This window comes from Verrucomicrobiota bacterium (genome assembly GCA_039192515.1).
Lineage (GTDB): Bacteria > Verrucomicrobiota > Verrucomicrobiia > Methylacidiphilales > JBCCWR01 > JBCCWR01.
This window is the reverse complement of sequence record JBCCXA010000010.1, coordinates 1-12,997: the sequence shown is the minus strand read 5'-3', so window position 1 is coordinate 12,997 and position 12,997 is coordinate 1. Positions and strand designations below refer to the sequence as shown.

Here is a 12,997-nt window from a genome sequence, read left to right as displayed (position 1 = left end):
TAAGGCGAGTCTTAGCTCGCCTTATTAAAATATCGGGTTACTTGAATTTATCATAGATAACAATTTCTGTATCGGGAAGTCGTTCTCCCCTGTCCCAGGCGGGTTTGGTGCTTTTTCCAACCACGACCATGAAACTAATAATAAAGTTACTAGGAAGGTTAACGATTTTTGCAACCTTCTCAAAATCAAACCCAACCATGGGGCAGGAGTCATAACCGAGTTCGCGAGCTGCGAGCATAAGAGTCATACCAGCTAGAGCTGCAGAGCGGTTGGCTTCGTCACGGATTAATTCACTTTTACCATCATAAAATGGTTTTATCATCGGCCCAAGTATGTCTTGGACTTCTTTAGGTGCATGCCCCCAATACTTAGCGGGTTCGGCTTCGTGAGCTGACAAGTCTGCACACATTAAAAACAGAACGCTGGCATCGGTCACTTGAGCCTGGTCCCATGCAACTTCACGAATCTCTTTGCGCGTTTCAGGGTCTCGGATGATTAAAAACCTATAGTTTTGGATATTGAATGAGGAGGGTGCCAATTTGGTTAGGCGCACCAACTCAGCTAAATCCTCCTCAGACATGATATATTCAGGGTCATAGTGCTTTACAGCACGTCGTGTTTCAATTGCTTCTTTTACATTCATAATGATGATCTTGTTTTGAGCAAAGATCTAGTTCTTTGCCAATACTTATTTACAACAGAGTATAGATGTGTCAAATCGAGTGTGCGTTGGCTAAGTTTACTGCCTACATTTGAAGGTCAATGGAACAAATGCGCTTCATAGGCATCTCATGAGTTTAGCCGATAAGAAATCAACCTAATGAGTGGTATAGACTTAAAGCGTGTGCAGGTGATTATTCCCGCCTTGAATGAACGGGAGACGATTGCTGATGTCATTAAGAATTTGCATTCGTTGGGGTTAAGTTACATACGTGTCGTAGATAATGGCAGTATTGATGAAACGGACTGTATCTCTAAGGAGGCTGGTGCAGAGGTTATTCATGAGTCGAAGATGGGCTATGGACAAGCTTGCTGGAGTGGCATGAAGGATTTGCCAGAGCAAATCGAATGGATCTTGTTCTGTGACGGTGATGGTAGTGATGATCTTGGGGCATTAGCAAAGTTCTTTGATGAGGCGCAACAATATGATTTTGTTTTAGGAAATAGACTAGCATCTGATGAGGGGCGCTCCGTAATGACACCGGTTCAACGTTTTGGAAGTTGGTTAGCCGGAAATATTATGTGTTTAGCCTGGGGTAAGAAGTTTCATGATCTTGGGCCGCTAAGATTAATCAAAAGAGAAACTTTAGATGCGCTAAAGATGGAAGATCGTGCCTTCGGATGGACGGTAGAAATGCAAGCCAAGGCGGCTAGTAAAAAGATCCTTACTCAGGAAGTCGATGTTGCCTACTTTCATAGAAAAGGGGGTAAATCAAAAATAGCAGGCACTATTAAAGGTAGTTTTCTTGCGGGATCAATCATTCTAGGAACACTGGGGAAGCTGATCATTCAAGATATTTCTCAGATAATAGGCAGACCATGGCTTCAAGCAATACTAACAATATTGGTGCTTTTCTGCTATGCTTGGGGTAGTGCCGTTATTTTGCCAGTAGGCGATTTTCGTTTTCTTGCAGCAGTGCCTGAATTTCTAAAGGGTGCGGCGATCATGGGTTTAGGCTTTGTTATCAGTTGGGGGTTAAGGCATGTTAAATGGTGGTTGTTTTGGCTTGTTGTTCTTGGGCCGCGCATCGCTTTGTTATGGATGTATCCTGGCGATGATATTTGGAGGTATATTTGGGAAGGGATGATGCAGCATAAGGGTATTAATCCTTATGAATTAGCTCCCTCTGATCCACTCTTAGAGCAGTATCACACGGAATGGTGGGGTAAGATAAATAATCGTGAAACGACAGCTATTTACCCCCCTCTTTCACAACTTATTTTTAAAGGACTAGCTATGATTTCATCGACTGTGTTTTGCTTTAAGCTTGCTGTTGCCATAGCAGATATATGGATATGCGCAGTTCTTGCAAAGCGATTTGGTTTGAGTTCAGCTATGTTTTACGCCTGGAACCCACTGCCCATCACGATGTTTGCCGGAGGAGGGCACTACGATAGTTTATTTGTTATATGTCTGGTCGTTGCTTGGTTGATTTATGAAAATAAAAAAGATTTTTGGAGATGGGAGAAGGCGGTTCTATGGCTTGGAGCCAGTGTAGCAATTAAATGGATTACGCTTCCCGTTTTAGCTTTCGTGGGCTGGCGCAGCTTAATGGAATGCGGCTGGAAAAGATCTGTAAGACTTGCTGTTGTATCTATGATACCATTTCTGCTTTCCTGGACTATTGTTTGTTGGGGGCACGATCCTTTCACTTTGATACCTGTGGATTTTGCCAAGTATGCCAGGAGTGCTGAGTTTATTCCCTATTTCCTTGGATTGCTTTGGAAGGAGTCTATCTGGAAAAATGAATTGTTTATTGCTCCATTATGCTTAGCAGGTGTTTGGATTATGCTTCGAGAAAAGGATTATGGTCGTTTTACCGAGAGCTGGTTTTTTCTTCTTCTGATTTTTTCGCCACTGATTCATGCATGGTATTTTACCTGGATGATTCCTTTTGCAGTTTACTCGAGAAACCTTGGTGTGCGTTTGGTTAGTTTAAGTGTCTTTGTTTACTTCTTTTTGCAGCACCGCCAATCCATTGAGTTACAAGAGTGGTTACTGGAACCATGGGAAAGAGTTTTCCTATGGGCGCCGTTTGTCTTGGGCTTTATTTGGAGTCGTCTCAATTTTAGTAGTAAAATCTAGAGTCATGAGAATAGTGTTAATGCTCAAAGCGCCAAGACCCGGGTTTGTGAAGACCCGGCTGGCACAGGAAGTTGGTGAGATTGAAGCTTTGTTCATCTATAGGCGATTAGTAGAGCATCAGCTCAAGCAGTTGAATAAAAAATTTGAGATAGTTATCTGTTATACACCTTTTGATGCTTATGGAGAGATGAGAGAATGGCTAGGTGATGAGTATCATTATGAGATGCAGGCCGAGGGGGATTTAGGAGATCGGTTGAGATCAATCATGCAAAAATTGTTTAATAAAAATCATTTCCCAGTACTTTTTTTAGGAGGTGATTGTCCTTATATTGATGAAGGGGTTCTTGATTTTGTTGAACAAGAGCTTGTGTATCATGATATAGTTATAGGCCCAGCTAAAGATGGTGGCTATTATTTAATAGGTGTTAGGCATAATCTACCGGAGATTTTTAATCAAATAGAATGGGGAACAAAAAGGGTATTTGATCAAACCATAGGCCTTATTGATGAATCAAATTTAAGTGTAAAGATTCTCGGTATCGCTGAGGATGTTGATGATTTGGCTTCTTGGGAAAGAGCCACTAATTGCTTAAAGTTCTAAGAATGTGCTGATACTGTAGAACGGAGCTACGAGATTTTTAGTGCCTGCCATCACTAATCGAGCTGATTTTCAAAGGAAGTATAGATAAATAATAATAGGAAATGCAGGAGAGAAGAACGAGTTGACTATTACACTTGATAGTGAGTATCCAACCACTACCTATTTGGGCTTAGATAATTAGGATAAAGCATGTTTATTATTCAGAAACTATTCCAGCAAAAATAGTTCAAGTGATCGATAATGAGAGTAAACTTAGCCTTAGAAAATTTCCTCATTCATAACGTCACCATACACATTATGGTGTCGAAAAGTGATACGAGGGCTGTTGTTTTGGCGAGAAACGTTGACAGATAAAAAACCTCCATCCACTCTTAAGAACTTATGTTCCGAGGTTTTGAACTTCTGCTTAAAGCCCCCAGCATGTGTGTTACTATGGGGCCCGCAAGAGAATTCTCGCGCACCCGTTTCCTCATCTACCGAATAATACTGCCAGTGACGGTCTCCATTAATGATAAATAAGTTGTCGTGACTTGCCACAAATCGACGTATTTCGTCTCCTTCATGCTTGAAAGCCTGATTTGAATGATTGTCTTTTTTGGCTTCTCTGTCTGGACCAACAATTGGAGTGGGGCTAATGAGTAGTTTATATGAAGCATCAGACTTGTTGATGGTATCTATTAGCCACTGTTTTTGTGCTTTTCCGTAGAGCGTTTTTTCAGGCCCATCCGGCTCTGTATTTTGTGAGCGATATTCACGAATTTCGACTAGCCAGATTTGCAAATCCTTTCCCCAGCGAATGGTGCGGTACGGTTTATCTCCTACAGGGAACTGCTCGTAATATACTTTCAGCCCTTTTTCCCAGGTGAGTGCGCCAAAGTTAGTGCCTGGAGCTCCATCGTTCTTCGTAATATCATGATCGTCCTTCTGAAAGTAACTTGCGGTTACCTTGTGGAGGTCGCGTGTAAATGGCATGGCATATAGGCGGTTCATTTTATAGCGTGCAAGTGAAACGCTAGGCGCCCAAGGAGCTGGTCTATCATAGTACTCGATGTCTCCAGTGTGCACTAAAAAGTGTGGCTTAATTTGATCCTTAATGGTTTTGTAGATCATGTGTCCCTTTTCAAGATCGTCTCTTCTGGCGTGGTCTCCGCAAGTAACGACAGTCAGTGTGATGTTGGCTTCTTGGTTAGGAATCGGGGCGGTCGTAAAAGATCCCTTTAGGGCAATTGTTGTTGGGTCTCCTGCTGATGCGCGTCCTTCCACTGAAAGCTGATAGCGAGTCCAAGCTTCTAAGCCACTTAGTTTAAAGTGGTAAGTGAAATCGTTATCAGTCTCTACAGCAGTCCACTTTGTTTCCTTCTTAGCCTTTTGGCTGCTTTCTGGCCAGTAGATGACACGAACTTCACCAGTAGCGCCCAGAACGGAATCTTCCATATCTCCAAGTGTTAGGCCTTCTGGCATTTGATTCATTCCGTCAAACTTCACATCTGATTTTTGTTTGTTGCTAATTTTACCAATATTTTTAAATTGATAACCGGTTAGCTTGCGTTCGGGGTATTTCGTCAATCTAGTCCAGATAATAGCTGAATCAGAGTCTACTTCACCGATCTTTATTCCGTTTGCCATGTAGACTGAAGAATCTGCAGCTAGGCTTATGGAATAGGTAAGTGCTATCATGGTATGCAATAACAACTTCATCATTGTCTAGGTTACATGTTATCAGAATGCCTAAAAGTAAAAATAAGTGATAATTAGTTATGAAAACATGAAAAAAGAATTTTATAGAAGTTCCCAATTTTTCGAAATCAAGGATGAGCCAACAGTCGGGCCAAAACTCCTAGAGGCTCTCGAGTCTATCTTATAAGCCGATTGTCTAACATCAGTTGCTAACAGGTTCTTTATTGCAAAGAGGATGACGTTCCTAAACCTGCATTATAAATTAGATTGATAAAAAAATTACGCGTAACTTCCTCCCTAAAAAAATAAAGTCTGTTTGCAATATCATCTTTTAAGCATCTTGTGCCTACCCTATCCGGGTTGATGCCTCGTGCATTTTGATGGCTTCGTCCTCACTTGCTCTTAAGAGCTATGTTTAGATGGGGTAATTGACATATATTCGCCAGCTTTACTTATCTTGTAGCTCAAGTTTTTACCTATCTCATTTAGTTTCTTACACTTAATGACAGGTCACAAGTTTGAGCTACAAGATAATAATGGTGGCATGTAATTAGTTAATATTGTCGGAATGCAGATAGCGGTTACGAAAAGCTTATTGATCTATTGATGAGCGTTACTACGAGTTCTAAGATTGGCCCCTTGCTCGTATGGGGAAGCTAGAATATATCATCTAAATATCAATAACAGGTCCTTTGCCGGGAGGGACATCAGATGGTTGTTCTTTTGGAGCTTGCTTATTGATAACAACTCTTCTTGTTACTCTAGCTTTACGTTTTTGTCTGCTTTTGCTTTTGTCGGGATTGAAAAACATCCCAACTAAGCTTATCAATAGGCTTCCGCCTATCGCAGACCAAAAGCCAGCTACATGAAATTCTGGAACAATCCAAGAAGTAAGCAATAGCAAGAATGCGTTAATGATCAAAATAAAAATCCCAAGAGTTAAGATAATAAAAGGTAAAGAGATGAAGGTGAGAATGGGCTTTATAAATACATTAAGAATTCCCAGCATCAGAGCTGCTACAAGGATTCCCGCCAATGTTCCATCTATCCCAGGGATGATTAACGAGGATATCAGAACAGCTAATGATAGAAATGCCCAACGGATAATAGCTAAATACATCAAGATAATTCTTCCATAAAATAGTGGAGTATGCAAATTTTTCGCATCCAGAGGCTGCAAATAGCTGCACAGTTCTGTCAGAGCTGAAGACAAAAAAGAGGGTCAGAAGTTTAGAAGAGTTACGGGATGCATTTTGATAGTCATGAAAATCGTATTGATCTTGTTCTGTAAATTCTAGGAACGCGGGGGGTGATGTGTGTCCAGATTTCGTAAGGAATAGTTTTAGCCCATGTGGCCATATGGCTCGCCAGAATTTTTTCTTGACGGTCTTGACCGATTAAGGTGACTTCAGTTCCATTGTCAACTTCGGGCGCTTTAGTGACATCTACCATGATTTGGTCCATGGTCACACGACCTAAGATCGGGCATCGCGTGCCGTTGACAAGCACTTGACCTCGATTTGATAAATACCGAAGGTATCCATCTCCATAGCCTACCGAGATAATGGCAATCTTCATTTGGCGTGGTGTTTTATAGGTGGCGCCATAACTAATCGTTTTTCCCTTGGCAAAATTTTTAACTAAAGTGATGCGGCTTTTCCATGATAAGGCGGGTATTAGCTTTTTCTGGAAATTTCCAATGGAGCTTATTCCGTAGAAAGCTAACCCAGGCCGGACGAGGTCTAGATGGCTGTCCGAGCAGTTGAGCAGAGCGGCACTATTTGCAAAGTGCTTCTTTAGGCTTGATTCAGAAAAGGATTGAAATAGAGACCATTGTTTTTTTGTCAGGTCATTGTCTGTATCTGCGCTGGCAAAATGAGAGTAGATACCTTCAAGGGCTAGGTTCGGTGAGGTTTCTATAAAGTGCTTAAGGGGTAGTGCGTCCGCAGGAGAGACGCCAAGCCGACCCATGCCAGTATCTACTTTTAAGTGAATATGTGCTTTGCGCTTAATCCGGACGGCTTCTCTGTTCAATTCTCTGGCTTCAGCTATAGATGATAGCGTTAGAAGAAAGCCTGCCCGAATAGCTCCAGCGTATTCAGTCCTTAAAGCTGCACTGAGTAACAAGATAGGTAATTTACAACCATACTTTCGAACTTCATTTGCTTCAGATAGAGAAGCTACGCCTATCATTTGGCAATCGGCTTTTTTGAGTTTTAGAACCACTTTTTTTAATCCGTGACCATAGGCGTCAGCCTTGACAATAGCCATGATTTCGGGATGGTTCCCAATAACCTCGCGAATGGTTCGCAAGTTGTGCTCAAAAGCACTTAGATCAATTTCACACCATGAGCGGAGAGAGGTAGTGTCCATGATCTAAATTTATTTGGAGGTAGTCAGCCTATTCACTAAGGTGTTTTCAGGCTCTTGGTAAAGTGATCTGGTGTATCTGATTGTGATATTTTCCTTTACGGGTGTTGTAAGAGGTGGCACATGGTTCTCCTTGGAAAAAGATCATTTGAACCACCCCTTCATTAGCATAGATTCGACAATCAGCGGCGGAGGAGTTTGAAAATTCTAAAGTTAAATGCCCCTGCCATCCCGCCTCAGCAGGAGTGAGGTTTGCGATAATACCACATCTGGCATAGGTGCTCTTGCCGACACAGATGCCAGAGACATTTACGGGCATATGGAGAGCTTCAATAGCCACTCCAAGGCCATAAGATCGGCCGGGTAGTATGAAAAATTCACCCGACTTATCCTTAGTTAATTCAGCCTTTTCTAAATTTTCAGCATGAAAATTCTTGGGGTCTACCACAGTTCCAGGCACATGGCGAAAAATCTTAAATTCCTTTGGAGAAAGGCGTAAGTCATATCCGTAACTCGACAGACCATAAGAGAGTCGAGGCAGTCTCCTGGCTCTTCGAATAAGAGAAGATTCAAAAGGTTTGATCATGCCTTTCTTGGCTAAATCTTTAATCTGAATGTCATTGAGAATCATGCAGATTAAAAGCTAAGCTTTTCGTGGCAGAATGTAAATCCTGTCTGTAAAAGGTATTTGATTACGGATAAAATATGAATGAACAATGAGATGTGGCTTGTGACTTGTGCAAAGAACAAAAAAACTAGGGTAAAAATAAATTATTTTGTTATACCGGCAGCAGTATTTTTGTTGGTTATATCACTTGTGCTGGGCCTACTAAATCATTCTTGGTTTTGTCTTTGGCCTCCATTGATGGGACTTATTTTGATTATTTTGACTCGGGACGTGGTTGTAAGTTTGTGGCTGGCAGCGTTTGGGGCGGCTCTAGTTTATTTGCAAGGTAATTGGTTAGCCGCTCCAGGTTTTTTCCTAGATAATCTCTTGCTACCTTCTTTGACTAATGCTTGGAATCTACAAGTTATCATCTTTACCTTACTCATGGGAGGGTTTGTTGCTCTAATTGAATATGGTAGAGGGCTTGAAAATTTCATAAATTCATTTCTAAGGCGGTTTGAAGATAAAAAGCGTGGGGTAGAATTTGGGAGTGTCGGGTTAGGCTTTCTCTGTTTTTTTGATGGGTTGGCTAATGCCATGTTTGTGGGTAGGCTTGTCAAGCCTTTGGCAGATAATTGTCGCATCTCTCCAGCAAAAATGGCCTACATTGTCGACACAACCAGCTCGCCTTTAGCATGTTTGGCCTTTGTATCTACTTGGATAGCATATCAGCTTTCCATGATACGTGCAGGTTACGAGCAAGCTGGGCTTGAGGTGAATGCTTACGAAGTTTTTTTAGCGTCGATACCAAGTAACTTCTACTGTTGGGCTAGTCTTATACTATTATTAGGAGTTGTTACTTTGAGGTTCTGGCCATTTAAAGAAGCATCTTATTCTCTGGGCAATCAGGCCCAAAATTCAAAAACGGTCTCAGCCACCAAAAAACGAGAGAAAGGTCAAGGTAAGTTGAAAACGGGAGGCGTTGTTGGTGTATTCATTCCAGTTGTTTTCCTATGGATCAGTATTTTAGGAGGTCTTTACTACAGTGGTGCTTCAGAAACAGGCTCGCTCCAGCCTGTATCTTTAGCTGAGGCCTTAGGAAAGGCTGAAACTGCGAAAGTATTGGTTCTCTCTGCTTTCTTTGCAACAGCTTTGGCTTGGGTGCTAAATGGCGGCTGGACAGATCCTTTGACGACTTCCTACGCCTTAAAAAGAGGTATGCTCAGCCTGCTGAGGCCGGTTTTTATCTTATTAGGGGCTTGGTGTTTGAGCGAAGGATTAAAGGCGCTTGGTGCTGCCGAGTTGTTAAGTCAATTGATAGGGGCTAAAGTGCCTTTTTGGCTATACCCATCACTTGTTTTTTTGGGGAGTTCTTTAATAGCATTTTTAACGGGCACTTCTTGGGGGACAATGGGCTTAGTCATGCCTTTGGCTTTATCCGTGGTTCTGGGAGCGCCTTTGCAGTATGGAGAAGATTTTAGCGCAACTATAGTGGCTGCTGTTTTCAGTGGAGCTGTCTTTGGGGATCATTGCTCTCCACTCAGTGATACCACCATTGTTTCTGCTATGGCAACCGGATCTGAAACTCTAGAGCATGTAAGAACGCAATTACCATTTGCACTAATAGCTGCCGGATTTTCCCTTTTATTGGGTTTTATTCCATCAGGTTTAGGATTGGGGAGCTGGTGTTTTTGGGGTTGTATAGCAGCTGTTTTAGTTACTGTCTGCGCTAAAACTTATTTCTTCACCCAGAAAGCGAATTCTGAAGCGTCTTAGAGATTTGCTAATAAATAGAGTTATATGAGATCAATTCACCTCAGTCTGAGCCGTCTTGTTGCTGGAAGAATAGAGATGATTGACATTACTCCACGACTGGTGATAAGGAGTACCTTCCCCGTCTTGTAAAATATTTTCTAACTCTTGCAAATTGTGGCGTGACATGATTGTTTTAATTTTTGCGAGGTAATCGCTGTCCGGGCAATAGCCCGCCTTTAGGACCTCTTGAACGAATAGCTCACCTGAAGAAGTATAGTTAAAAGCTTTTTCGTAACGATTTCTCTTGGTTAAGAAATCTGCAAATCCTTGAAAACCGTCAAGTATAGAGTCGTACGAACGGAAGTAGGCTAATGTTGGAACTCCTAAATCTTTAGTCATTTTTTGAATCTTATCTCCCTTCCAGTCATTGAAAGCTTTGATTCCAAAATAATTATTCGCCTCAAGTGCCAGTTGACTTTGCCCATATCGACTTTCCAAGATAGCCATGGCCAGGAAAGCAGATGCTGGAATCTTATTACGGACTTGAATGTGAATAGCCGCCGGCATAGCTAACCTTAGAAATTCGCGTTCCTTGCCCTTAGCAGAACTTAAAACTGACTCAATGATTGATGCCAGTTCAACAACATCCGCAGGGGTCCCTGTATGTAAACTGACCATGCGAGAGATTTCAGTATTAAGGCGTTCTACTTGCTCTTCGTAAGCTTGCTGCTGTGCAGCTAGCTGCGCTTTACTGGCTTCAACTTTTTTTGTTAGCTTAGCTTGTTCAGCCTCATAGCGCTCAGTAATAATAATACCGAGCTTGGTGCTTCCCCATACTACACCTCCCAGTACTAAAACAAGGGCCATAAGCACTAGGTTAGACGCGATCAATGTGCCCCATAAGCCTAGTCTCCTGGGTTGTTCTTTATGGAAGAGCTTGACTGCTAAGGCCGGGGTTAAATCCACTGTCCCACTATGTCTTTTTCTCATCATCCTTTGCCTCCTATACTTTCCCTTAGCCAACCGACTGTCGGAAAAAGTCGTTTAAGATAATTAAAAATGCTAACGCGTCAAGTTAATGTTTGAAAATTAAAACTAATGTTCCAATTTTATTTTAAGTTTGTACCCTCTTTTCCTTCTTAAGGAAATTGATTCTTTTATATCAATCCAAGTTAATATCTCGACTTTTCTTTTATTGAATTAAATGAAATGCGACAACAGAATTCCATTACCTTTTCCTAAGTTAGAATACAATTATCAAAAGAGCAAGTATCGTCGCGCGCCTCAAGTCTTAGACTATCTATTTTATTTATAATATGTAGACAATGAGCGCCATAATCCATAATATTTATAATATTCATATTTAGAATAAATTCAAGATTTATTTTTATCAGATTCCAAAGGATTTTAGTGAGTGATTTCAGAGCTCAAATACAATCGCTGTCGATTGGGCTAGCCAGTGCATAGGCAGGTTTGATGTAGAACCACTATGACTCTAATCGCTTCCATATTACAGATTGAAATCACATGATGGAATAATAGATCTAAACATCTGCACGGATCTTGGCTTCTAAAAAGCGAGCGTTAATTAAATGGGGGCTCCTTTCGGGATCGATGTCCTATGCCTGGATTTTGGCTCTGCGGTACTTTATGGCTTCGTCTTTGTTTGCCCCTTCGAGCAGTCATGGAGACATTTTGACCTCCTCCTCACTTTCTTTTAGGTCGAGTTCATGCACAACTCATTCAACTCCTATTACTTCAAACGCGTCAAAATGAGATAAAGGATTTTCAGTCTTGCACCTTGTAGACAGACCCCTTCAATTCATTGAGTACTAGTTCTTTCTTTAAGACTCATCTAGGTCTCCGTAGCTATGCAGATGGATAAAACAAAAAAGTAAATCAATGTGAGGGCTTATGGATTTAATAAATCTCTTTGGCATGCTTATTGACAAGTGTTGGACTAGGCTTAGAGAAAAAATAAAAAAAATTTAAATTCCTATTGACCAAAGTTCGAATTTCAATATTCTTTACGTCCCCTTCGAGATAAGGGGTTGCTAATGAGCCCTATGAAAAAAGGTTCATCAGGTCAAAAGCCTGGATAAACAAGCAAATGTTCATTGAACTTTTTAACTCACTTAGAGCCATGATGACTAAGTGAGAGACATAAGTACAGCATAAAAGGTTGAATTGTGTGGAACGTATCGATGACTCCTTGTCATTGAGAACGAGTTTTAAAAATCAATTTTACTTTGACCTAACAAGTCAGAGCGTTTCAAGGATAGCCCTTGAGACACAAACTTTACATTTAACGGAGAGTTTGATTCTGGCTCAGAACGAACGCTGGCGGCGTGGATAAGACATGCAAGTCGAACGGGATTTTCAGAAGCTTGCTTTTGAAATGAGAGTGGCAGACGGGTGCGTAACACGTGGGAACCAACCCAAAAGTGGGGGATAGCTCGCTGAAAGGCGAATTAATACCGCATGTGGTCGCAAGACCAAAGAAGGCTTTTGCTTTCGCTTTTGGACGGGCCCGCGCCCTATCAGCTTGTTGGTGAGGTAAGAGCTCACCAAGGCTACGACGGGTAACTGATCTTAGAGGATGATCAGTCACACTGGAACTGAGACACGGTCCAGACACCTACGGGTGGCAGCAGTCGAGAATCATTCACAATGGGGGAAACCCTGATGGTGCGACGCCGCGTGGAGGATGAAGGCCCTCGGGTCGTAAACTCCTGTCACCATAGAACAAGGCTTAGAGGTTAATACCCGCCTAAGTTTGATGGTATATGGAGAGGAAGGAACGGCTAACTCTGTGCCAGCAGCCGCGGTAATACAGAGGTTCCAAGCGTTGTTCGGATTTACTGGGCGTAAAGGGTGCGTAGGAGGCTAGGTAAGTCAGATGTGAAATCTCACTGCTCAACAGTGAAACTGCATCCGATACTATTTGGCTAGAGGGTCGGAGAGGTAAGCGGAATTCTTGGTGTAGCGGTGAAATGCGTAGATATCAAGAGGAACACCAATGGCGAAGGCAGCTTACTAGAAGACACCTGACTCTGAGGCACGAAGGCCAGGGGAGCGAACGGGATTAGATACCCCGGTAGTCCTGGCAGTAAACGTTGTGCATTAGGTGCTGGGGGATTCGACCCCTTCAGTGCCGCACCTAACGGACTAAATGCACCGC

General features: G+C 42.0%; 9 protein-coding genes and 1 rRNA gene. 4 read left to right on the top strand and 6 right to left on the bottom strand.

The genetic code is table 11. The features are described from left to right. Positions 1-37: 37 nt before the first annotated feature. Entirely contained in the window at positions 38-643 is a 606-nt protein-coding gene (locus AAGA18_06010; GenBank protein ID MEM9444891.1) for a nitroreductase family protein, read from the bottom strand. A gap of 177 nt (positions 644-820) precedes the next feature. Between AAGA18_06010 and AAGA18_06005 the strand changes: the two genes are divergently transcribed. Both AAGA18_06005 and AAGA18_06000 read left to right on the top strand, forming a co-directional pair. Then, a complete protein-coding gene (locus AAGA18_06005) occupies positions 821-2,806 on the top strand; it encodes a glycosyltransferase family 2 protein (protein MEM9444890.1) in 1,986 nt (661 codons plus the stop codon). Positions 2,807-2,810: 4 nt separating this feature from the next. Then, entirely contained in the window at positions 2,811-3,407 is a 597-nt protein-coding gene (locus AAGA18_06000) for a TIGR04282 family arsenosugar biosynthesis glycosyltransferase (protein ID MEM9444889.1), read from the top strand. Positions 3,408-3,665: 258 nt separating this feature from the next. Here the strand turns inward: AAGA18_06000 and AAGA18_05995 are convergent, their stop codons facing one another. The 4 genes from AAGA18_05995 to dcd all read right to left on the bottom strand — a co-directional run bounded on the left by AAGA18_05995 (position 3,666) and on the right by dcd (position 8,085). Beyond that, a complete protein-coding gene (locus tag AAGA18_05995) occupies positions 3,666-5,084 on the bottom strand; it encodes an alkaline phosphatase D family protein (protein MEM9444888.1) in 1,419 nt (472 codons plus the stop codon). 670 nt (positions 5,085-5,754) lie between these two features. Then, positions 5,755-6,204 carry a phage holin family protein gene (locus AAGA18_05990; protein MEM9444887.1) on the bottom strand — a complete coding sequence of 150 codons (450 nt, stop codon included), beginning with the start codon at positions 6,202-6,204 and terminating at the stop codon, positions 5,755-5,757. 140 nt (positions 6,205-6,344) lie between these two features. After that, on the bottom strand, positions 6,345-7,457 hold the full coding sequence (gene alr / locus AAGA18_05985; GenBank protein MEM9444886.1) for an alanine racemase: 1,113 nt from the start codon (positions 7,455-7,457) through the stop codon (positions 6,345-6,347). A 46-nt stretch (positions 7,458-7,503) separates the two neighbouring features. After that, positions 7,504-8,085, bottom strand: coding sequence for a dCTP deaminase (gene dcd, locus AAGA18_05980; protein MEM9444885.1), 582 nt, complete (start codon positions 8,083-8,085; stop codon positions 7,504-7,506). A 78-nt stretch (positions 8,086-8,163) separates the two neighbouring features. On the opposite strand from dcd, the gene AAGA18_05975 reads away from it, so the two are divergent. After that, the gene (locus AAGA18_05975; protein MEM9444884.1) at positions 8,164-9,837 is read left to right on the top strand and encodes a Na+/H+ antiporter NhaC family protein; all 1,674 of its coding nucleotides are present in this window, start codon (positions 8,164-8,166) and stop codon (positions 9,835-9,837) included. 30 nt (positions 9,838-9,867) lie between these two features. On the opposite strand, the gene AAGA18_05970 is transcribed toward AAGA18_05975, so the two are convergent. After that, a complete protein-coding gene (locus tag AAGA18_05970) occupies positions 9,868-10,809 on the bottom strand; it encodes a glucosaminidase domain-containing protein (protein MEM9444883.1) in 942 nt (313 codons plus the stop codon). Between the two features lie 1,312 nt (positions 10,810-12,121). Between AAGA18_05970 and AAGA18_05965 the strand changes: the two genes are divergently transcribed. Continuing rightward, positions 12,122-12,997, top strand: a 16S ribosomal RNA gene (locus AAGA18_05965); the annotation flags it as partial.